The 21,391-nt window shown below is 59.5% G+C and carries 24 protein-coding genes and 3 tRNA genes; 12 read left to right on the plus strand and 15 right to left on the minus strand.

The features are described from left to right. Nucleotides 1-96 precede the first annotated feature (96 nt). Nucleotides 97-519, plus strand: a complete 423-nt coding sequence (ndk, locus tag ACP15V_RS07160; protein ID WP_055192699.1) for a nucleoside-diphosphate kinase — start codon at nt 97-99, stop codon at nt 517-519. Nucleotides 520-572: 53 nt separating this feature from the next. Here ndk and ACP15V_RS07165 read toward each other — a convergent pair whose 3' ends face one another. The 7 genes from ACP15V_RS07165 to ACP15V_RS07195 form a co-directional block, all read right to left on the minus strand. Further along, the gene (locus ACP15V_RS07165) at nt 573-1,370 is read right to left on the minus strand and encodes a YoaP domain-containing protein (protein ID WP_424942990.1); all 798 of its coding nucleotides are present in this window, start codon (nt 1,368-1,370) and stop codon (nt 573-575) included. Between the two features lie 71 nt (nt 1,371-1,441). Beyond that, entirely contained in the window at nt 1,442-1,792 is a 351-nt protein-coding gene (locus tag ACP15V_RS07170) for a TfoX/Sxy family DNA transformation protein (protein ID WP_424942991.1), read from the minus strand. A gap of 39 nt (nt 1,793-1,831) precedes the next feature. Further along, the gene (locus ACP15V_RS07175; RefSeq protein WP_424942992.1) at nt 1,832-1,990 is read right to left on the minus strand and encodes a hypothetical protein; all 159 of its coding nucleotides are present in this window, start codon (nt 1,988-1,990) and stop codon (nt 1,832-1,834) included. 41 nt (nt 1,991-2,031) lie between these two features. After that, complete coding sequence (locus ACP15V_RS07180) at nt 2,032-2,187, minus strand: hypothetical protein (protein ID WP_424942993.1); 156 nt, start codon at nt 2,185-2,187, stop codon at nt 2,032-2,034. Between the two features lie 56 nt (nt 2,188-2,243). Next, nucleotides 2,244-2,318: transfer RNA gene (locus ACP15V_RS07185), tRNA-Asn, on the minus strand. A 31-nt stretch (nt 2,319-2,349) separates the two neighbouring features. Beyond that, nucleotides 2,350-2,424, minus strand: a tRNA-Asn gene (locus tag ACP15V_RS07190). A 58-nt stretch (nt 2,425-2,482) separates the two neighbouring features. Continuing rightward, entirely contained in the window at nt 2,483-3,391 is a 909-nt protein-coding gene (locus tag ACP15V_RS07195) for an MBL fold metallo-hydrolase (RefSeq protein ID WP_424942994.1), read from the minus strand. Between the two features lie 213 nt (nt 3,392-3,604). Here ACP15V_RS07195 and ACP15V_RS07200 point away from each other — a divergent pair, with 213 nt between their 5' ends. Next, nucleotides 3,605-4,918, plus strand: a complete 1,314-nt coding sequence (locus tag ACP15V_RS07200; protein WP_424942995.1) for an ATP-binding protein — start codon at nt 3,605-3,607, stop codon at nt 4,916-4,918. 153 nt (nt 4,919-5,071) lie between these two features. Here ACP15V_RS07200 and ACP15V_RS07205 read toward each other — a convergent pair. Beyond that, a tRNA-Ile gene (locus ACP15V_RS07205) sits at nt 5,072-5,147 on the minus strand. A 114-nt stretch (nt 5,148-5,261) separates the two neighbouring features. Here ACP15V_RS07205 and purM point away from each other — a divergent pair. From purM to rnd, 3 genes are all read left to right on the plus strand, one after another. Continuing rightward, a complete protein-coding gene (purM, locus tag ACP15V_RS07210; protein WP_424942996.1) occupies nt 5,262-6,311 on the plus strand; it encodes a phosphoribosylformylglycinamidine cyclo-ligase in 1,050 nt (349 codons plus the stop codon). Then, complete coding sequence (gene purN, locus ACP15V_RS07215; RefSeq protein WP_424942997.1) at nt 6,308-6,913, plus strand: phosphoribosylglycinamide formyltransferase; 606 nt, start codon at nt 6,308-6,310, stop codon at nt 6,911-6,913. The genes purM and purN overlap by 4 nt, the downstream gene beginning before the upstream one ends. Nucleotides 6,914-7,003: 90 nt before the next feature. Continuing rightward, complete coding sequence (gene rnd / locus ACP15V_RS07220) at nt 7,004-8,164, plus strand: ribonuclease D (protein WP_424942998.1); 1,161 nt, start codon at nt 7,004-7,006, stop codon at nt 8,162-8,164. A gap of 30 nt (nt 8,165-8,194) precedes the next feature. Here rnd and ACP15V_RS07225 read toward each other — a convergent pair whose 3' ends face one another. Further along, nucleotides 8,195-8,662: a hypothetical protein gene (locus ACP15V_RS07225; protein ID WP_424942999.1), complete on the minus strand. Its 468-nt coding sequence runs from the start codon at nt 8,660-8,662 to the stop codon at nt 8,195-8,197. A 125-nt stretch (nt 8,663-8,787) separates the two neighbouring features. Between ACP15V_RS07225 and ACP15V_RS07230 the strand changes: the two genes are divergently transcribed. Further along, nucleotides 8,788-9,198 carry a SufE family protein gene (locus tag ACP15V_RS07230; protein WP_424943000.1) on the plus strand — a complete coding sequence of 137 codons (411 nt, stop codon included), beginning with the start codon at nt 8,788-8,790 and terminating at the stop codon, nt 9,196-9,198. A 223-nt stretch (nt 9,199-9,421) separates the two neighbouring features. Here the strand turns inward: ACP15V_RS07230 and ACP15V_RS07235 are convergent, their stop codons facing one another. The 3 genes from ACP15V_RS07235 to ACP15V_RS07245 form a co-directional block, all read right to left on the minus strand. Beyond that, nucleotides 9,422-10,069, minus strand: a complete 648-nt coding sequence (locus ACP15V_RS07235) for a DUF1638 domain-containing protein (RefSeq protein WP_424943001.1) — start codon at nt 10,067-10,069, stop codon at nt 9,422-9,424. A gap of 130 nt (nt 10,070-10,199) precedes the next feature. Next, on the minus strand, nt 10,200-10,385 hold the full coding sequence (locus ACP15V_RS07240) for a hypothetical protein (RefSeq protein ID WP_424943002.1): 186 nt from the start codon (nt 10,383-10,385) through the stop codon (nt 10,200-10,202). A 98-nt stretch (nt 10,386-10,483) separates the two neighbouring features. Continuing rightward, nucleotides 10,484-11,185: a corrinoid protein gene (locus ACP15V_RS07245; RefSeq protein WP_424943003.1), complete on the minus strand. Its 702-nt coding sequence runs from the start codon at nt 11,183-11,185 to the stop codon at nt 10,484-10,486. A gap of 161 nt (nt 11,186-11,346) precedes the next feature. On the opposite strand from ACP15V_RS07245, the gene ACP15V_RS07250 reads away from it, so the two are divergent. Next, the gene (locus ACP15V_RS07250; RefSeq protein WP_424943004.1) at nt 11,347-12,450 is read left to right on the plus strand and encodes a PA0069 family radical SAM protein; all 1,104 of its coding nucleotides are present in this window, start codon (nt 11,347-11,349) and stop codon (nt 12,448-12,450) included. Between the two features lie 64 nt (nt 12,451-12,514). Here the strand turns inward: ACP15V_RS07250 and bmt are convergent, their stop codons facing one another. From bmt to ACP15V_RS07265, 3 genes are all read right to left on the minus strand, one after another. After that, nucleotides 12,515-13,531, minus strand: coding sequence for a betaine--homocysteine S-methyltransferase (gene bmt / locus ACP15V_RS07255; RefSeq protein ID WP_424943005.1), 1,017 nt, complete (start codon nt 13,529-13,531; stop codon nt 12,515-12,517). 124 nt (nt 13,532-13,655) lie between these two features. Further along, nucleotides 13,656-15,590, minus strand: a complete 1,935-nt coding sequence (locus ACP15V_RS07260) for a phosphatidylglycerol lysyltransferase domain-containing protein (protein WP_424943006.1) — start codon at nt 15,588-15,590, stop codon at nt 13,656-13,658. A 246-nt stretch (nt 15,591-15,836) separates the two neighbouring features. Beyond that, a complete protein-coding gene (locus ACP15V_RS07265; RefSeq protein WP_424943007.1) occupies nt 15,837-16,148 on the minus strand; it encodes a DUF1476 domain-containing protein in 312 nt (103 codons plus the stop codon). A gap of 238 nt (nt 16,149-16,386) precedes the next feature. Between ACP15V_RS07265 and purC the strand changes: the two genes are divergently transcribed. From purC to ACP15V_RS07290, 5 genes are read left to right on the plus strand one after another with little or no spacing between them, the layout of a single operon-like run. Continuing rightward, complete coding sequence (gene purC, locus ACP15V_RS07270) at nt 16,387-17,151, plus strand: phosphoribosylaminoimidazolesuccinocarboxamide synthase (RefSeq protein WP_424943008.1); 765 nt, start codon at nt 16,387-16,389, stop codon at nt 17,149-17,151. 12 nt (nt 17,152-17,163) lie between these two features. After that, entirely contained in the window at nt 17,164-17,394 is a 231-nt protein-coding gene (gene purS, locus ACP15V_RS07275) for a phosphoribosylformylglycinamidine synthase subunit PurS (protein ID WP_424943009.1), read from the plus strand. Then, nucleotides 17,394-18,062 carry a phosphoribosylformylglycinamidine synthase subunit PurQ gene (gene purQ / locus ACP15V_RS07280; RefSeq protein ID WP_424943010.1) on the plus strand — a complete coding sequence of 223 codons (669 nt, stop codon included), beginning with the start codon at nt 17,394-17,396 and terminating at the stop codon, nt 18,060-18,062. Before purS ends, purQ begins: the two co-directional genes overlap by 1 nt. 45 nt (nt 18,063-18,107) lie before the next feature. Next, the gene (locus ACP15V_RS07285; protein ID WP_424943011.1) at nt 18,108-19,898 is read left to right on the plus strand and encodes a sensor histidine kinase; all 1,791 of its coding nucleotides are present in this window, start codon (nt 18,108-18,110) and stop codon (nt 19,896-19,898) included. A gap of 54 nt (nt 19,899-19,952) precedes the next feature. Then, entirely contained in the window at nt 19,953-21,287 is a 1,335-nt protein-coding gene (locus ACP15V_RS07290; protein WP_424943012.1) for a sigma-54-dependent transcriptional regulator, read from the plus strand. The last annotated feature ends 104 nt before the right edge of the window (nt 21,288-21,391 follow it).

Below are 21,391 nucleotides of genomic sequence, written 5' to 3' on the forward strand. Positions count from 1 at the left end.
CGGCTCTTTTCAGAACGCGAAAGGCATGGTACGGGGGCGACCAAAGACACCGCCGATCCCGGCACAAGACACATCTTTTACGAAATGAGGACCGACATGGCCATTCAACGCACCTTCTCGATCATCAAACCCGATGCCACCAAACGCAACCTGACCGGTGCGATCAATGCCAAGATCGAGGCCGCCGGCCTGCGCATCATCGCCCAAAAGCGCATCCACATGACCCAAAAACAGGCCGAAACCTTTTACGGTGTGCACAAAGAACGCCCCTTCTTCGGCGAGCTGGTGGAATTCATGATTTCCGAGCCGGTTGTTGTTCAGGTTCTGGAAGGCGAAGACGCGATCAAAGCCTACCGCACCGTGATGGGCGCCACCAACCCGGCCGACGCTGACGAAGGCACCATCCGCAAAGAATTCGCCCAGTCGGTTGGCGAAAACTCGGTTCACGGGTCGGACGCCCCGGAAACCGCAGCCGAAGAAATCGCTTATTTCTTCTCGGGTCTCGAACTGGTGGGCTAAGCCCCCGTTCGATCCACGCGATCAGCCCGGCCCCCTACAAGGGGTCGGGTTTTTTATGCCTGACGGGCTTTGGCCAAGACCTTGTCCAGGCGGCTGTCCAGACAGGCGCTGATGTCGGTGGTGACGAATGTGCCGTCCAGAAACAGGCTAAAGATCGTGGCCGGGCTGGGCGCGGCGCGCGCTGCCTCAAGGCTGTCGATCTTGTGGATCTCCAGCGGCAGGCCGCGTTTGGCACAGCTTTCGCGCAAGGCCATTTCCACGTGATAGTCGGTGAACGGGCAGCGGTTGGCGTAATAGACACAGATGCCTTTGTCCGTGGCGGGCTGGCCATGGCGGGCGGCGGCGTTAAATCGGGGCAGGGGGGCGTCGGGATTTGCGCCGTCGGGTCCCGCATTATCGCCGTGTCGCACCAACAGGCTGAACCCGCTTTCGGTCCTATCAACCTCGCGAAACCCTTGCCGGATCAACCATTTGCCATCGCTTGAAAAGTGAAACTTCTTGCGCCCAACCACGGCCGCAAGCCCGCTGAGCCCGGCGGTTGTTGCTGCATTTTGGGCGTGATCCAGCAACGCTTTGCCGTGGCCCTGTTTCTTGAATTTTCCGGACACCCAGAAGCAGCCCAGCATCATCCAGTTGTCCGCTTCAACGGGCAACCAGGTCGCGGCCCCCGGACCATATTCAAGGAACACTTTACCGCGCGCATCCAACCGGTGAAAGCGGTACCCATGGGCGAATTCCTCGGTCAGCCAGCGTTTCTTTGCGTCATATCCCGCGCGGCATTTCTTATCTGAAAAGGCGCAGCAGATGTGCTCATCCGGCAGGGTGTCGGGGGTGAGGGTGAGATACGTCATGTGACCTCCTGAAGCTGATTGCAGCTTAGGCGGGCATCGGCGGTCTTGCCATGCGCGAGGTCAAATAAGCGCTATGGGTCGGCGGCGCGGATGCCAATCTCGTCCATGATCCGTTCAAAGGCGGCATCATGGGCCATCTCGTTGATTGCGCCGTTGGCCACCCGTGCCTTGATCTTGTCGAACCGCTTGCGCAGCTGGGCTTTCTCTTTGCCCTGACAATCATTCCAGGGCCGCCCCTGCACCCCCATCACCATCGCGTAATAGCCAATGAAATGCGGGGCATGGCCGGCATCAAGCAGCCGAAAATAGGCCTCGTCCGGGCCCAGGGTGCGCAATTGGTCGGCGCTGGTGATCCCGGCGCGGGCAAAGGCCTCGTCCGAGGCGGGGCCAAGATTTCGGATGCTGGAAACAGGGTCGCTCATACCCCGCAGATTAGCGCGAAATCCCGGCGGGAAAAAGGATCAGATGCTGGCCCAATCGGTGAAAATCACCGGCGGTGTTTTCTCTGGTTCTTTTGTGGTTGTGCGGGATTTGTCGCGCTGATGGGGTGGGGTGGGGTCCGACTTGTGCAACCGGCGTTCGGCTGGCGCAGTCAGATGCGTTTCGCGGGTTCTGGTCATCTCGCCTCTTCCTCCCCCCGGCATGCAGAATTCTGCACAAGTTAAAGGTTAACGCGGAAATGGGGCAGAAATGTGGCAACACCCACAAACCGGGCGGGAATGGGTGTGCCGTGTTTGCCGGAATTGTCGGCTTCCGGCGGGCCCAAAGAAGAGGCGAAACGGCTGAAGGTGCGGGCAACCCCAGGTTTGTAAAACAAGAAAAGCGACCCGATCAGGTCGCTTTTTCTTATGAAAACAATCCCTTGCGGGGATTTGGCTCCGGCGGTAGGGATCGAACCTACGACCAATTGATTAACAGTCAACTGCTCTACCGCTGAGCTACGCCGGAACAAATATGTAGCTTTCCCCGTGGGGGGATTTGGCTCCGGCGGTAGGGATCGAACCTACGACCAATTGATTAACAGTCAACTGCTCTACCGCTGAGCTACGCCGGAACTGAGCGGGTGTATAGCCATGGTGAAATTCCCCTGCAAGAGGGGAAATTGGATTTTTTTAACAGATCGGAAAAAACTTCGCCTCGGTTGAAAGCTGTGGCTCTGCACGGACCAACGCGCGTTGGTTCAGGTCGATAAGATGAGCAAAGACGTTTCGTTCCGCGGCTGGCATTAACGCCGCAGGGGTGTCCGAATATATATGGCGGGTCAGCCCGGCCACCGTGTTTTCAGCACCGCGCCGCAAGGTGTCAAGGATGTCAGCTTCCCGTTTTTTCCGGTGTGAAATCAGCCAGTTGATCCGTTCATTCGGATCTTCAACCGGGTCACCATGGCCAGGATAATAGATCCGATCATTTCGCTGGCGGAGGTTTTCACAAGACGCCATAAAGGCGGTCAGATCGCCATCGGGGGGCGAGACCAGAGAGCTGGCCCAGCCCATGACGTGATCCCCCGTGAAGACGGCGCCGTTTAGGGCAAAACTGATGTGATTTGCAAAATGGCCGGGGGTCCAGATCACGTCGATCTCATGACCTCCAACTGTGATGACTTCGCCGTCTGACAGGCAGATATCTGGCTGAAAATCCGCGTCCACTCCCTCTCCGCCGGTGCTAAGACCGCCTGCTACAAGGTCCTGCATCACCTGACTGCGCCCGGCCAAAGCGTCACCAAAGGCCAGCACAGGGGCGCCGGTGCGATCGGCCAGTGGGCGTGCCAGGGGGGAATGATCCAGATGGGCATGGGTGACCAGGATCTGCGCCACACGCTCGCCAGGGGCGAGGCCCGCCAGGATCGCCTCAAGATGCGTTTCATCCGCTGGGCCGGGGTCAATCACCGCCACGTCGCCCTCGCCAATCACATAGGTATTGGTGCCCCAATAGGTCATGGGCGAGGGGTTGGGGGCCAGGATGCGGCGGATGCCGGGTTCCAGTGCCTGCATCTGTCCGGCAGGTGGGCGGGTGTCAGCCATGTAAGTCCCCGTCATAGGTTGTGTCTTTGCGCCATAAAGGCCCCGGAGTGTTGGCTTGGCAAGGGGAACGCGGCGTTCAAAGTCGTTTCGACTTCAGTCTGAACAGAGGAAAGCCGAGCGCCGCAAATGACATCAATGTCATTGGGGGCGGCGGCGGCGTTTCGGGACAATCATGTGCTTCAAGTTTATCCCGAAACACTTTAGGGTTGGGCCATGTTTGGCTGGCTTAAAACCTTTATGCCGCGCAGCCTGTATGGGCGGGCGGCGCTGATCTTGATTGTTCCCATCGTCACCGTTCAACTGGTGGTGTCCGTGGTGTTCATCCAACGACACTTCAACCGGATCACCGTGCAGATGACCAGCGCGGTGGTGGTTGAGGTGGGGTATTTGCTACGCCAGGTGGATCAGGCGCCGACGCGCGCCCAGGCGTTGGACGCGATTTTGCCGCTGAGCGAACCTTTGGCGCTGGAAATTTCGCTGCCCGCCGCCCCGGTCACGCGGGCGCTTCGCCTGACCGATCTGACCGGGCCAGTTGTGGAACGAGTGCTGCGCGAAGGCCTGCCGGGGTTGAACGGCGTCGATATGGCCAGCGACCGGTCCAAGGTGGTGCTGGGGTTTGAGACACGGCATGGGGGGATGCGGGTCAGTTTCTCGCGGGATCGGGTCTCTGCGACCAATCCGCATCAGCTTTTGGTGCTGATGGTGGTGACCAGTTTCCTGATGACCGTGATTGCCTATCTGTTCCTGCGCAACCAATTGCGCCCGATCCGGCGTCTGGCCCGCGCGGCCGAAGCCTTTGGCAAGGGGCAGGTCGTGCCCTATCGGCTGGCAGGCGCCACCGAAGTGCGGGCTGCGGGCAAGGCGTTTTTGGATATGCGGGCACGGATCGAGCGGCAGATCGAACAGCGTACCTTGATGCTGTCGGGGGTCAGCCACGACCTGCGTACACCGCTGACGCGCATGAAGCTGAGCCTGTCGATGCTGGACGAAGACGACCGGGCCGATCTGGAACATGATGTCGAGGATATGTCGCGCCTGGTCGACAGTTTTTTGAACTTTGCAAGGTCTGATGCGGAAACCGAAGACACCGAAAAGGTGGATCCAAACGCCCTGGCGCGGCAGGTGATTTCCAAATGTAACAGGGGCGAGCGCCTGGTGGAAACGGGTGTGCTGGAGGCAGACGGGGCCATGAGGTTGCGCCCGGTCAGCATCGAACGCGCGCTTGATAACCTGGTCGGGAATGCGCTGCGCTATGGCGACAGGGTGCGCCTGTCCGTCCTGTCGGGTCGTGGCGATTTGCGGTTTGTCATCGAAGATGACGGGCCGGGCATTCCAAACGAGATGCGCGGGGAAGCGTTGAAGCCTTTTGCGCGGCTTGATGCGGCGCGCAATCAAAACAAGGGCTCTGGTGTCGGTCTGGGGCTGGCCATTGCCAATGACATTGCCCGCAGCCACGGGGGACATATCCGGTTGGGGGAAAGTGAGGATCTGGGCGGGCTCAAGATTGAACTGGTACTGCCGCGCTGATCGGCTGCTTTTACGATGCCCAGGGGGCTGTCCTGACAGGTGCGCAAATGCGCCAGAAGGGCGACATTCCGACACGTCTGTCGCCAACAAGATTGTCGCCAACAGGCCCTGCCTGATCGGGCTGAAACCGGTCTGAACCGGGGCAGGGAGGATTGGTAGGCCCGGCAGGATTCGAACCTGCAACCAAAGCGTTATGAGCGCTCTGCTCTAACCGTTGAGCTACAGGCCCACCTTGCCCCCTGAGTACCAAAGTTTCGCCCCGCGTCAAGCTGGGCGTAGACTCTTTTGTCCATGTAAGCTATCGCGTCCCTGAAAACATGGCTTCTCATCACCGGGGGACGAAATGAGCGACGGCAAGAACGGCATCACCTATGCGGATGCAGGTGTGGATATCGATGCAGGTAACGCATTGGTCGAACGGATCAAACCGGCGGCCAAACGCACCAATCGCCCTGGCGTCATGGCCGGCCTTGGTGGGTTCGGCGCATTGTTTGACCTGAAAGGCGCAGGGTTCAAGGATCCGGTGCTTGTGTCGGCAACCGACGGGGTGGGCACCAAGCTGCGCATCGCCATCGACACCGGGAATGTGGACACAATCGGCATCGATCTGGTCGCCATGTGCGTGAATGACCTGGTGTGCCAAGGCGCAGAACCGCTGTTTTTCCTGGACTATTTCGCCACCGGCCGGTTGGAAACCGACAAAGCCGCGCGGATCATCGAAGGCATTGCCAAGGGCTGTGAGCTGTCGCGCTGTGCGCTGATCGGCGGCGAAACCGCGGAAATGCCCGGCATGTATGAGGACGGTGATTTTGACCTTGCGGGTTTCTCGGTTGGCGCGCTGGAACGCGGCGAAGTGCTGCCGCGTGGCGTGCGCCCGGGCGACGTGCTGTTGGGGCTGGCGTCGGACGGCGTACATTCCAACGGCTACTCGCTGGTGCGCAAACTGGTTGACGTGTCCGGTCTTGGCTGGGATGCGACCTGCCCGTGGGACGACAGCATCACGCTGGGCGAGGCCCTGCTGGCCCCGACACGCCTGTATGTCACGCAGGTTCTTGAGGCGATCCAATCGGGCGGTGTGCACGCATTGGCCCATATCACCGGCGGGGGCCTGACCGAAAACCTGCCACGCGTTCTGCCCAAGGGTCTTGGCGCGCTGGTCGATCTGGATGCCTGGGATCTGCCGCCCGTGTTCAAATGGCTGGCGGCAACCGGCAATATGGACGAAGGGGAACTTTTGAAAACCTTCAACTCTGGTCAGGGGATGGTGCTGGTGGTGGACGCCAAATCAGCCAAGAAAATCACCGAGCTGCTGACCAAAGCCGGCGAGCGCGTCAGCCAGTTGGGGGTGATCCAGCCGGGTGAAGGTGTGAAATACCTGGGGTCGCTTCTGTGAGCGCAGAGGGCCGGAAACGGGTCGCCATCCTGATCTCAGGGGGCGGCTCGAACATGGTCACGCTGGCAAATTCCATGGTCGGTGATCACCCGGCGCGGCCCTGTCTGGTCCTGTCGAATGTGCCGGATGCGGGCGGGTTGAAAAAGGCCGCTGACATGGGCATTCCAACCGCCGTGGTGGATCATCGCGACTTCAAAGGCGATCGGGAAGGTTTTGAAAAGGCTCTGAATTCCTTGCTTGAAGACTATGCGCCCGACATCATCTGCCTGGCCGGGTTCATGCGCATCCTGACCGAAGGCTTTACCGGGCATTGGGCCGGGCGCTGCCTGAACATCCACCCGTCGCTTCTGCCGAAATACAAGGGGCTGAACACCCATCAACGCGCCATTGACGCGGGCGATACCGAAGCGGGCTGTTCCGTGCATGAGGTCACGGCTGAACTGGATGGCGGCCCGATCCTGGGACAGGCCCGTGTGCCGATATTGCCGGACGATGACGCCGCATCGCTGGCGGCGCGCGTGCTGGTCGAAGAACACAAGCTTTATCCGGCGGTGCTGAAACGCTTTGCCGCAGGGGACAAAACCCCGGTTTTGCTGCCGTAATCGCGGCCAAAGTGGGCCCGGGCTTTTCTTTCCGGCATTTTCCCCGTAAACACGCGCCAAACGGCAAGATCTATCGATCAGGATATTAGAATGATAACGATCACCACCACCGAAGCGCTGGCCGAATTTTGTGCCCGTGCCGCGCAGCATCCTTACGTCACGGTGGACACTGAATTTCTGCGCGAACGCACCTATTATTCCAAGCTTTGCCTTGTGCAAATGGCGGTGCCGGGCGAGGCAGAGGAAGATGCGGTTCTGGTGGATCCGCTGGTTGAGGGCCTGTCGCTGGAGCCGATGTATGATCTGTTTCGCAACGAAAACGTGGTCAAGGTGTTCCACGCCGCGCGGCAGGATCTGGAGATCTTTTTTGTCGAGGCAGGTGTTTTCCCGATCCCGCTATTTGACACGCAAGTGGCTGCGATGGTCTGCGGTTTTGGGGACCAGGTCGGATATGAAACGCTTGTGCGCAAGATCGCAAAGGCGCAGATGGACAAATCCAGCCGTTTCACCGATTGGTCGCGCCGCCCGCTGACACCAGCGCAGAAAAACTATGCCATTGGGGATGTGACCCATTTGCGGGTGATTTATGAATGGCTGTCGAAAGAGCTGGAGAAAACCGGTCGGGGTCCCTGGGTTCAGGAAGAACTGTCCGTTCTGACCGATCCGGCCACCTATACGATCCACCCCGATGATGCGTGGAAACGGGTGAAAACCCGCACCAATTCCGGACGGTTCCTGGGCATCGTGCGGGAACTGGCCCGGTTTCGCGAAACCCACGCCCAGTCGCGCAACATTCCCCGCAACCGGGTGATGAAGGATGATGCGCTGCTGGAACTGGCCTCGACCAAACCGAAAAACATTCAGGAATTGGGCCGCTCGCGCCTGTTGCTGCGCGAGGCCCGCAAGGGCGACATCGCTGACGGGATCCTGAAGGCCGTGGCAGATGGTCTTGCCTGTCCGCAGGAAAACCTGCCCAAGGTGGCGGATCAATCCAAGGAAAAGCTGCAGGTGAACCCGGCATTGGCCGATCTTCTGCGCGTGCTTCTGAAGGCGCGTTGCGAGCAGGAGAAGGTGGCGCAGAAACTGATTGCCTCTGCCGCGGATCTGGATGCATTGGCCGCAGGGAAACGCGATGTGCAGGCCCTGAAAGGGTGGCGGGCAGAGGTGTTTGGGGCGGATGCAGTGCGGCTTTGCGATGGCAAACTGGCACTCGCGGCCAAAGGCCAGCGGGTTGAAGTGTTTGAGGTCTGATAGGACCTCAAACTAAATTATTTCAGATGATTAGCGGCGCGCACTCATGCTGTTTGCGGCCCCTTTGACCACAATGCTGCGCACATTTCGCATCTTCGTATTTGAGATGAACCCACCCACATAGACCTCACGCTGATAAGGCGTGCCGGATTGGGTGCGATAGGCGGGTTCCGAGATGCGAAACTCCAGCGTCAAAACCCCGTTCTCCGGTTTGAAATTCGTGGTCGAGACCAGTTCGGCATCCCAATAGCCCAGGCGCGGCGGCAACCCCTTGGCGCGCAACACGGCCCCATCCGGGCTGCTCAGCACTTTGAACTCGGTGATCTGGTTGACCAGAAGCCGTTGATCCCTGTCTTGCGAAAACCCGCCCTCGGGAATGACGGCCACGGGTTTCGGCCCCGGATTGGAGAAGTAAGTCAATGGGTTGAGATCCGCCGCCCGGTCACAGGCTGTCACGGCGAGACACAGGGCGGGAAGGGCAGCAAAACGGATACGCATCAGAGCTCCTATTGGTTCTGTGAAAAGGGTTAGCGCATGGGGCCGCTTTTGAAAAGAGACCCTTTGCAGGGCTGGACCTTTTCAGCCGAAGCGCGTACCTAATCCCCGTCATAACGGAGAGCACCATGGCCAGCGCTGCATTTGAGGAAATTGTCGAGGATTTCGAGTTTCTGGACGACTGGGAAGACCGCTACGCAACGGTGATCGATATGGGCAAATCCATGGATCCCATGGAGGAGGCGCTGAAAGTGCCCGCCACCAAGGTGGAAGGATGCGCAAGCCAGGTCTGGCTGCAACCGATGATCCAAGGGGGCGAGTTTCGTTTCATTGGCGACAGCGATGCAATGATTGTGCGGGGCCTGATTGCCGTATTGGGCGCGCTTTACAACGGCGTGCCGGTGGCCGAGGTGGCCGAGATTGACGCCCATGCCGAACTCGCGCGCCTTGGTCTGAACGAACACCTGTCCTCGCAACGCTCAAACGGGGTGCGGGCGATGGTGGAGCGCATCCGCCATCACGCGCGCGAAGCCGCGTAACAGAAACTCTTCTGTAGAAAAACCCAACAAAGCTGCCCGTCGCCCGCCTTATTTTCTGGTCAAAAATATCCTGGGGTTCGAGGGCAATTTAGAATTGATCCGGGGGATGAGCGGGAGATGGAAACTGTCTGGGGGACAGTTTCCCCCGCGAACACGCGAAGCGTTTCGCCCGAAGAACGGGCGGAGCCCAGCGCTTGAGAGGCGAGGGGCAACGCCCCTGTCTTTACCTCGCCCCCACCACCGCTGTCTCCAGATCCCCATATCCCGTCATCTGGCGATGATACGCCAACCCCAGCCGATCAGCGGCGTCGCGCGCCATGGCATCGAGTTCGGGATTGTCGGTCTGCGCCATGTAAACCAGCCGCGTGTAGTGGCCAAAATACATGTCCCGCAGTTCCGGGTGCCGATCGAGCCCCAGCGGTTTGATCACAAAGTTCTCAAACCCTCGGGCCAGGAAATCGGTCAGGTAAAACGTGTCGATCTCGCCTTCGGCGCGGGCCTCAAAGGCGGCATTGCCTTCGAAGAAGGAATAGCAATGCGGTCCCTGGATCATCTCGATCCCATGCGCGGCACAGATCTCCGCCAGCTTGCCGCCGGTACCGCAATCGGCGTAGGCCAAAAACACGCTGTCGAACTGGTCTTTGTGCTTCTCCAGCGCCTCTTCCACGGCGGCCGGGATCTTGTCGGGCGTGTTGTGCAGGATCGCGGGCAGGCAGGTCAGGGTCAGGTGATCCAATTGATTTGCGCGGATGATCGCCAGGATCTCATTGGCCAACGCCCCGCAAGCCAGAACCAGCACTTTGCCTTTCTCGGTTGTGGGCGCAAGCCCATCGCGCGTCAGCGTATCATCGGTTGGAAGTGAAAATGGCATGGCTACCCCCTCTGGCGTCCTTTCGCCGGGAAAGGTGGCCTGAACTGTTCGCGTGTTGAATTCAGTTTGAGGGGCGATCAGCTTTGGTGCAAGGTCAAATGCGACCCTTCCGCTGCAAGGGATTGTTATATCAGTCTTTCTTGTCTGGATTGAGCGCGCGCCATGCAACTGTCACCAAAAGCAGCAGGGGCATCAGCGCCATGGCGGTTTGCCCGTTCAGATTGCCGCTGGAGGCCGCCATACCGGCCACCAAAATTGTCAATCCACCGGCAGAGATCACCAGGGCCAAAAGAAAGACATAACGCAGCTTGCTCATGTGGGGAATGTGGGGGTGCGGGGCCGAAAAGAGAAGGGGCAAAATGAAAAAGGCCCCGCCAAATGGGCAGGGCCTGATCTGTTGAACCAAAGGGCGGCTTACGTGGCGACGCCCTGATTGTGCTTGCGCGACATGAAGTCCTTGGCCATTTCCACGGCCACAGCCGCGTCACGGCAATATCCGTCAGCCCCAATCGCCTTGCCGAACTCTTCGTTCAAAGGCGCGCCACCGACCAGAACGGTGTAATCGTCGCGGATGCCTTTTTCGACCATCGCGTCAATCACAACCTTCATGTAGGGCATGGTGGTGGTCAGCAGGGCCGACATGCCAAGGATGTCGGGCTGTTCCGATTCCAGCGCTTCCAGATAGTTCTCGACCGGGTTGTTGATGCCCATGTCGTGCACTTCGAACCCGGCGCCTTCCATCATCATCGACACAAGGTTCTTGCCGATGTCGTGGATGTCGCCTTTTACGGTGCCAATCACCATCTTGCCCATGCGCGGTGCGCCGGTGGCGGCCAGCAGCGGCTTCAGGATCGCCATACCCGCTTTCATCGCGTTGGCTGCCAGCAGAACTTCGGGCACAAACAGGATGCCGTCACGGAAGTCTACGCCGACGATGGTCATGCCGCCCACCAGGGCTTCGGTCAGGACATTGTACGGTTCCCAACCACGTTCCAGCAGGATATTAACGCCTTCTTCGATCTCTTCCTTGAGACCGTCGTAAAGGTCGTCGTGCATCTGCTGAACAAGTTCTTCGTCGTTCAACTCGCTCAGGATGATATCTTCTTCGTCCGACATGGTTGCCTTTTCCCTTGGCTGAAACTCTGCGTTCTTAAACAAATGCGACGATTTGGCCGCTTTGGTCTGAACCGATTGCGACACTGAGTGCGCTTTGTACGACGCGAAAGCAAATGAATTCTTTGCAGGGAAATAGTGAGTTCTTTTCATATGTTCCTGATATGTTCTATGCTGAGTGTATGGAAAAATCAAAATTCCGACAGATCGAGGCAGAACGCCGACGGGGACGCGGCGCCACCAGCAATTTTGCGGGTCGGTTTGAACCCTATGCGACGGAAGATTTCGATGATGGGTGGGAAAAACAGGACCGGGGGCAGTTCCAAACTCAGGTCACTGTCGAATCGCCGCGCAAGGTGATCACCCGCAACACATCCCCCGACATTCCCTTTGATCGGTCGATCAACCCGTATCGCGGCTGTGAACACGGGTGCATCTATTGTTTTGCCCGTCCCACCCACGCCTATTTGGGCTATTCCCCGGGGCTGGATTTCGAAACCCGGCTGATCGCGCGCCCCTCCGCTCCGGCGCAATTGGCAAAGGAGTTGGCCGGGCGGCGCTATGATCCTGCGCCCATCGCGATCGGCACCAATACTGATCCGTATCAACCCATTGAACGCGACTACCGGGTCATGCGGGGGATCCTGAACGTGCTGCTCGATCATCGCCATCCGGTGACCATTGTAACCAAGGGCACGTTGATTGAACGTGATCTGGACCTGTTGTCAGAGCTTGCCGCGCAAAACCTTGTGCATGTGGGTATTTCCGTCACCTCGATGGATGCCCATGTCTCGCGTAAAATGGAACCCCGCGTGCCGGGACCTGCGCGGCGGATGCAGATGATCAAGGCCCTGTCCGGGGCCGGGGTGCCGGTGCGGGTGATGGTGGCCCCCGTGGTGCCCGCCCTGACCGATCATGAGCTTGAGGCGATCCTGTCTGCCAGCCATGACGCCGGGGCCATGGCCGCCAGCTACATCCTGCTGCGTCTGCCCAGCGAGGTGTCCCCGCTGTTTCAGGACTGGCTGGAAGAGGTGTTTCCCGATCGCGCGGCGCGTGTCATGGGCCGGATGCGCGAGATGCGGGGCGGCGAAGACTACCGGTCCGGGTTCAAAACGCGCTTGGTGGGGCAGGGGGAATATGCCCGCCTGCTGGCGCATCGGTTCCAGATCACCTGCCGGCGGTTGGGATTGGTCCGTGATCTGCCAGCGCTGGATTGCAGCCGCTTTCGCGTACCGCCAAAAGCGGGCGATCAGCTCTGCCTGTTCTGAAAGCGGCATGACATGAAAAAGGCCCGCGCGTGGCGGGCCTGTTCATCTTCACGTTGCAAGTGATTTAACCGCGGCGGCGACGTCCGCGACGGGCCGGGGCAGCGTCATCTTCGCCGGTGCCATCCGAGGCCGAAGAAAACCCGCCAAGTTTCTCGGCAATCTCTTCCAATGTTGGGCGGCTGTCCCCTTTGGGGCGCGTTTCCAGCGCCTCGCGCATGGACCGCAGATGTTCGGCGGTGGTGCCACAGCAGCCGCCAATGATCCGCGCGCCGCAATCACGGGCAATCACCGCGTAATCGCCCATCAGCTCCGGCGTGCCGTCATAGTGGATGTGCCCATCGACATATTTCGGGATACCCGCATTGCCCTTGGCAATGATCGGACGTTCGGTGCCCTGGGCGGCAAAGCCCAGAACGGTGCGCAGCAGATCGGCTGCCCCCACGCCGCAATTGGCCCCAAAGGCAATTGGCGGGTTGGGCAGGGTTTCGACCATCTGCGCCAGATCAGCCGAGGTGACGCCCATCATGGTGCGCCCGGCGGTGTCAAAGCTCATCGTGCCACACCAGGCCATTCCGGCAAGCTCTGCGGCTTTGGCGGCGGCTTTATACTCATCCCATGCGGAAATGGTTTCCACCCACAGCACATCTGCGCCACCGGCTTTCAGACCCTCAGCCTGTTCGTGGAACATCTCAACCGCGCCGTCAAAGGTCAGGCTGCCCATCGGCTCCATGATCTCGCCGGTGGGGCCAACCGACCCGGCCACGATCACCTTGCGGCCAGAGGCATCCGCCACGTCCCGGCCCAGCTCGGCCGCAGCCTTATTGAGTTCATACACCCGGCCCTCGGCCCCGTGCAGTTTCAGACGTGAGGCATTGCCGCCAAACGAGTTGGTCAGGAAAATGTCCGAGCCCGCATCCACCGCGCCTTTGTACAGCGCGCGGATCTTGTCCTGCTCGTCAACATTCCACAGCTCCGGCGCGTCGCCCGAGGTCAGCCCCATATTGAAAAGCGTGGTTCCCGTGGCGCCATCGGCCATCAGCCAATCACGTTCAGAAAGCAGGGTTGTCAGGGCATCGGCCATTGCAGGTCTCCGGGTTAGGGTCGAGTTGCGCCGTACCTGCCACGGAAATGGCCGGGACGCAAATTCAATTCCTTCATGAGTAACATGAAGGCGCCGCAAGTTTCTGACACGCGCCGGGGTGGGATCAACCCGTGTGCGCGCCCGGGCATTTTGCGGGGCGGGCGATTTCACGGGCCACATCCATCGCCCCAAAAACCAATGCGCGCCGGTTGGGGGCCGCCATATACAAGGTTTCCCAATTGGGGCCGAAGGCGGATTTGAACTGGCGCAGGCCCGCCGCGCCACTGATCTGGTCCAATGTATCGCGCAGTTTGTGAAACAGGGCCGGTTCATGGGCTTGTTTGCCCAGCGGCACAGCAGCCAGAGACAGGCGAGCGCAACCGGATTTTGCGGCATCTTCGATGGCTGCCGTTACCAGCATCTGCATGGTCCCATCCGGTGCGGTATTGGTCAAGCGCATCAGGTCAAGCACCTGTTCTTGCGTGTTTTTATGAAAAGTGGCGAAGCCGACAAGTTGGTCATTTTGATGGGCCAGAAACACCTGGGCATGGGGCAAGGTTTCAGGCTGCCAGGTGCCCATGGAAAAGCCCCGTTCGCCGCCCCGGGTTCGACACCAGGTGCGGGCAATCTGATCCATCTCGTCCACCGGAAGATCCGCGCCGCCCTTGCAGATGGTTACCCCGGCCTTTTCAGCCTGACGCAGTTTTCGCCGCAGCTGCCTGCGCGAAGATCCCTCGAGCGTAAAACCGGTCGGATTGAGCCAGGCTTCGCGCGCGATGGGCAGGGTCACCCAGCACGCACGTCGCGCGCTTAGCGCCATACGCGCGCCAATTTTGTAAAGGATAGGCGCCACGTAGCTTTCGGAGGCTAGCCGTTGAACATCCTGCAAAACCGCCGCGCTTTGCTGGTCCACTCGTAGCGGGTCCGACAGGAGGATCAGGCTTTGCCCGGATCGCCTGGCCATAAAGGCGGCACGCCCATTGCCCAGCTCAAGGGCAGACAATAGCCCCTGGCGCAAAAGCGCGGTTTCGGCGCGCGGGGCGTCTGAAATGGCACGCGACAGGCGCGCAGGTAAATTTGGGGCGAGGTCGAGCGGGACCAGCTTTGCCCGCGTGTCCGGGCGGTCCGGTTGGTCTTGTGGGCCACGAATGGTCAATACCGCAGCGATCAGGGCGGGGATGGCATAATAAATGGTGCGAAACACCAGGATGGCGGCAAGCAAGGGCTCCGGGTCCAGCTGCGGCAGAAGGGCAAGAAGGGTGACTTCAAACGGGCCCACCCCGCCCGGCGTGCCCGATATCAGCCCGGCCCCCAAGGCAATCATATAGGCCGCCACCAAGGGCAGAAGTTGAATGTCGCAATCGGCGGGCATCACGGCCCAAAGGGCGGCACCCGCAGCGGCGGTGTCGATGGCGGCAAGCATCACAAATGCGCCCATCGCTTTGACGGATGGCAGGTTCAGGCGCGACAGGAGGGCAGGGCGCAGGATCGACAGGCCCACAAGCAGCACCGCAGCGGTCAAAACCGCCCATGCAATCCAAACCGATCCGGGCAGGGCCAATGGCACACAGAGCGCAACCAAAGCGGCCACAACAGCCCAGGCGGACAGGAAGGACACGGACACGATCATCGAGATCTGCACAGCCCGCATCAGGGAAATCTGAGGCAACATGCGCCAACGTACCAGGGCCGAGCTGATCACACCAAGGCCGACGGTTTGAGACAGGGCAATGGCCGTGACGCCCGACAACTGCGCCGGACCAGACCGGATATCTGAGCCGATCAACCGATGCACCACCCGGTCATACCGCCCCAGTGCCCAGAATGAGAGGGCAGACAAAGCGGCCGCCAAACCCCATTGCATAGGGCTGACGGTTTTCAGCGATGACAAGACATGGCGAAAATCAAGCCCATCCAACTGCCCCCACAAGAGCCAGACAATGCCGATGGCAAACCCAAGTGGCAGCATTTGCCGGGCGAGGAGCCTGCGAACATCCACGCCATCTGCATCCGCCACTGTTGCTGCGCGCGCCATGGCAGCGGCAATGGTTTGCCGCATTCCACCTTTCGCAGCCCAGCTTGTCGCCCGGACATTGTGACCTTTTCTTTGCATGTTCCCCTCTCGCGTTTCCTGCAACAGAGTGCGCGGGCGGGGGCAAAGGGAGAGTTAACAGATCAAGTTTTCTGCATTTTTGCCCGGGGGCAGCATTGCCCCATCAGGCGCGCCAGACGCTCGAAAACATCGGGCCCAAACGAAAAAGGCGCGCCTTCGGGGCACGCCTTGGTCTTTGGATTTATGCGAGGATCAGGCTTCGCTGGCCAGCTCTTGTTTGGCTTCGATCAGGCATTCGGCGCGCTTGGCGCGAACGGTTTCGGCGGTCACGGTGTTGAGGTCCCCCACCACCTTGCGCACCACGTCCTCATGGCCTGCTTCCTCGAAATCCGCGGCGATCACCTCTTTGGCATAGGCCTGGGCCTCATCACCGGTTTTGCCCAGTTGTTCGGCCGCCCACAGGCCCAGTTTCTTGTTGGCGCGCGCCTGTGCCTTGAAGTTCATTTCTTCATCATGAGCAAACTTCGCTTCAAATGCCGTTTCGCGATCGTCAAAAGTGGTCATTCCGGTTTCCCTATCCTTGGGTGAACATGTGTTCCCTTTGATATGCCCATTGCGGGGCGATCTCGCAACCCCGCTAGCGCTCTCATCCACAGGATTTCACATCTGTTTTTAGAGGAACAGCAGGAAAGGCGGGATATTTCTGCCCAATTGTTGCTTCAAGCCAAGGAAATGCGTATAGCGCGTGCAACAGACGGGAGTCGTCGGGCTCCTGCGGGCTGCACATATTGGCGGAGACATCATGGCACGGCGCAAGAAACTTTACGAAGGCAAGGCAAAAGTTCTGTATGAAGGGCCAGAGCAGGGCACTTTGGTGCAGTATTTCAAGGATGATGCCACCGCTTTCAACGCCGAGAAGAAAGACGTGATTGACGGGAAGGGCGTGTTGAACAACCGCCTGTCAGAGTTCTTCATGACCGGGCTTGCCCAGATCGGCGTGCCGAACCATTTCATCAAACGCCTGAACATGCGCGAACAGCTGATCAAGGCGGCCGAGATCGTGCCGCTGGAAGTGATTGTGCGCAATGTGGCCGCCGGATCCATGGCAAAACGTCTGGGGCTGGAAGAGGGCACTAAACTGCCGCGCCCAATTGTCGAGTTTTCCTACAAAGACGATGCGCTTGGCGATCCGCTGGTGCCGGAAGAATATATCATGGCCTTTGGCTGGGCCACGCAACAGGAGTTGGGCGAGATTGTCGATATGGCCCTGCGCGTGAACGACTACCTGTCGGGTGTCATGTTTGGCGTGGGCATCAAGCTGATCGATTTCAAAATCGAATTTGGCCGCGTCTATGAAGGCGATTTCCAACGCCTGATCCTGGCCGATGAAATCAGCCCGGACAGCTGCCGCCTGTGGGATATTGAAACCGGCGAGAAGCTCGATAAAGACGTGTTCCGCCGTGACCTTGGCAACCTGACCGATGCCTATACCGAAGTGGCACGCCGTTTGGGGGTGCTGCCCTCGAACGTGACCCATCCCAACACCAAACCGACCCTGATCAACTGAGGAATCTCTCCTATGAAAGTTCGTGTAGATGTGATGCTGAAAACCGGCGTTCTGGACCCGCAGGGCGAGGCCGTGCGCCACGCGCTTGGCAACCTGGGTTTTGACGGCGTCGAGAAGGTCCGTCAGGGCAAGGTGATTGAACTGGAGGTTGCCGAGGGCACGTCGGAAGATCAGATCAAGGAGATGTGCGAAAAGCTGCTCGCCAACACCGTGATCGAAAACTACGCCATTCAGGTGCTGTGATGAAGGCGGGCGTCATTGTATTTCCGGGTTCAAACTGCGACCGCGATCTGGCGGTGGCTTTTGAGCGGGCGGGCGCTCAGGTCCAGATGATCTGGCACAAGGAAACCGAGCTGCCGGCAGACCTCGACATTGTCGGTGTGCCGGGCGGGTTTTCCTTTGGCGATTACCTGCGCTGCGGGGCGATTGCCGCCCAGTCGCCGATCACCAAATCGCTGATCAAGCACACGGAACGCGGCGGCTATGCCATTGGCATCTGCAACGGTTTTCAGGTGCTGACGGAAACCGGCATTCTGCCAGGGGCTTTGATGCGCAATTCCAACCTGAAGTTCATCTGCAAACCTGTTGGTTTGAAAGTGGAAACCACCGAAAATGACTTTACCGCAGGGTACAGTCAGGGGCAGGAGATCACCGTTCCGGTGGCGCATCACGATGGCAATTACAACGTCACCGATGAAAAGCTGGCGCAGCTGCGCGACGAAGGCCGGATTGCCTTCACCTATACCGACAATCCCAATGGGTCGACCGGCGACATTGCGGGCGTGATTTCCAAGAACCGTCGCGTGCTCGGCATGATGCCGCACCCGGAGCGCTGCGTGGACGAGACCCATGGCGGCACGGACGGGGTGGCAATGTTCCGCTCGTTGGTGGATGCGGTGGTCGCTGCATAAGCTCTCTGACTTGTGGCGCTTCGCCATGGCGCGTAGGATTGCGGCATGGCGGATGTCACCCAGAAACCTGCTCCGGAAGCTGTCAAACCGGTGCCGACACCGCGCCCGGGCGTCTCGCTCAGGGCGCGTCTTGTCTTGTTGGCGCTGGTGTCTTTGGCGGCCCTGGTGATTTTTGTCTCGAACCGCTGGCTGACTGAACGCTATACCGAAAGCACCCGCAACCGGGCGGAAGTGCGCGTGGCGCTGTATTCCGGCAACCTGATCAGCGAGTTACAGCGGAATTCGGTGGTGCCGCTGTTGTTGTCGCGCGATCCTGCGCTGATCAATGCGTTGAATTCAAACGACTTCTCTCAAAGCTCCGCCCGCCTGATTTCTTACCGGGAAGAGATTGAGGCCAAATCCCTTGTGCTGCTTGACGGGGATGGGCGCATCGTCGCGGCCACGGACCGCGAAACCCTGGGGGAAAGTCACCGCTCGGATCCGCATTTTGTGGATGCCCTGCGCAGTTCAGAGACGGTGTTTTCCGCGGTGCAATCCGAAGCGGGCGCGTATGAATTCACCTATTCGCGCAAGATCGAAGCGGGCAATCAGGTGATCGGCGTGATTGTCGTCGAGGTGGACCTGCGCAAGTTTGAAGAAAGCTGGGCGGGGATTTCTGACGCCATTCTGGTCACCAACTCCGAAGGCCAGGTGATTCTGGCCACCGAACCGCGTTGGCGCGGAAAACATGAAAGTGACGCCCTGAGTTTGGTGCCGGCCATGGCCGCGATCCGGCGCAATTTCCGAAACACAATCGAATGGTCGGCCTTGCCGTCAGAGATGTTGTTTCTGGGTGAGGCTGTGATGCGGCATGAAGCAAAAGTGCCGTTTCAAGGCTGGCGCATTGCGTCGTTTACGTCTTACGCCTCGGTGCGCGAAAAGGTAAACGCCTTCCTGTCGCTGGAGATCATGGCCTTTGCCATGTTGTTGTCGCTGACCTTCTATATGATCAGCCGTCGGGCGCAGTTCCGGTCGGTTGTCTTCGCGCAGGAATCGGCCGAGCTGAGGCAGCTGAACCAGCAATTGCAGCGCGAAATTGCCGAACGCCAACGCGCGGAAAAGAACCTGCAGGTGGCAGAACAGACGCTGGCGCAAAGTTCGAAACTCGCCGCCCTGGGGGAAATGTCCGCCGCGGTCAGCCATGAACTGAACCAACCCCTGGCCGCGATGAAAACCTATCTGGCTGGGGCGAAATTGCTGATGCAGCGCAAACGCCCGGACGAGGCCCTGTCCAGTTTCCAGCGTGTGGATGACCTGATCGAACGGATGGGGGCGATCACCAAACAGCTGAAATCCTATGCCCGCAAAGGCGGTGACGCGTTTGAACCGATGGATATCCGCGATTGCGTGTCCTCTGCCCTGTCGATGATGGAGCCGCAGTTGAAACGCCGCGAGGTCCGGATCACCCGCAATATCCCACGTGATCCGGTGATGGTGATGGGGGATCGCTTGCGGTTGGAACAGGTGCTGATCAACCTGATGCGCAACGCCATCGACGCCACCAAGACCATAGACGCGCCCCAGGTGGACATTATTGTCAGCCGCGGCGATTACGCGCTGATTTCGGTGCGCGACAACGGGGCAGGGGTTTCTGACCTCGATAACCTGTTTGAACCCTTTTACACCACCAAGGCCCCGGGGGATGGGGTTGGGCTTGGCCTCGCCATCTCTTCGGGCATTGTCAATGACTTCGGTGGGCGGTTAACCGCTCGAAATGGTCAGGACGGGGGGGCCGTGTTTGAAGTTGAGCTACCGATCCTGAAAGAAGAAGACGATGATGTTGAAGCTGCCGAATAAGGTGGCCATATAAAAGCGGTGCCCGAAGGGGAAACACGCCGCAGAGGAGTACCGATGGCTCAGGCAATGAAAATCGCAATCGTCGATGACGAACAGGATATGCGGCAATCCATTTCACAATGGCTGGCCCTGTCCGGGTTTCAGACCGAAACCTTCCCGTCTGCGGCGGACGCGCTGAAATCCATTGGCCCGGATTACCCCGGCGTGGTGATTTCCGACATCCGGATGCCGGGCATGGACGGGATGGATTTCCTGAAGAAACTCATGTCGGTCGACAGTTCGCTTCCGGTGATCATGATCACCGGGCACGGCGATGTTCCGATGGCGGTCGAGGCGATGCGGGTTGGGGCCTTTGATTTCCTCGAAAAACCCTTCAACCCGGACAATATGACCAATCTGGTCAAGAAGGCCACGCTCAAACGGCGTTTGGCGATGGATGCCCGCGCCCTGCGCAAGGAATTGGGCGACGGCACGACCATTATGAAAAAGCTGATCGGTGCCTCGCCCGTCATGTCGCGCCTGCGCGAAGATATCCTGGATCTGGGGCAATCGGACGGTCATGTGCTGATCGAAGGGGAAACCGGCACCGGTAAAACGCTGGTGGCCCATGCGCTGCACGCGGTGGGCGCGAAGGCCGGGAAAAAGTTTGTTGTGGTGCCCTGTCTGGGGCAGGACGAAGACGATCTCGGCCGCCGCCTGTTTGGTCCGATGGAAGATGGCGGCCAGCAACCCTATGTCGAAGAGGCGCGGGGTGGCACGCTGGTGCTCGAAGATATCGAGGCCCTGCCGATGGGGCTGCAGGCCCGGCTGCTGACATGGATGAACGATCAGGGCGCGCCGGCTGAAACCCGCGTTGTGGCGATCTGTAACCTGCAAGAACAGGGCAAGACCTGCGAAGATTGCCTGCGCCCCGATCTTTTCTATCGCTTGGCCGCGATGAAAATCACCCTGCCGCCGCTCAGGCAACGGGGCGAAGACATCCTGATGCTGTTCACCGGTTTTGCTGACCAGTTTGCCGAGGAATATGGCTGCGCCGCGCCAACCGTCAGCGTGCAGGAAGCGGCCCAGCTGATGCAGGCGCCGTGGCCCGGCAATATCCGCCAGCTGATCAACATCGCCGAACGCGCCGTGCTGCAATCGCGCCGTGGCACGGGGACCATTTCCTCGCTCCTGATGAACGACCACGAAGAGGTGCAGCCGGTGATGACCACCGAGGGCAAGCCTTTGAAGGAATATGTCGAAGCTTTTGAGCGCATGCTCATTGACAACACGATGCGCCGCCACAAGGGGTCAATCGTCGGCGTGATGGAAGAGCTGTGCCTGCCGCGCCGGACGCTCAACGAAAAAATGGCCAAATACGGCCTGCAACGCGCGGATTATTTGCAATAATGAGACTTCATGCAGATCTGACCAAAAACCAAAAGGGGCTCCGAAAAACGGCGCCCCTTTTTTCTTGTTCCAAATATCCCGGGGTGAGAGCGAAGCTCTAGGGG

This window comes from Aliiroseovarius crassostreae (assembly GCF_049803815.1).
Classification (GTDB): domain Bacteria; phylum Pseudomonadota; class Alphaproteobacteria; order Rhodobacterales; family Rhodobacteraceae; genus Aliiroseovarius; species Aliiroseovarius crassostreae_A.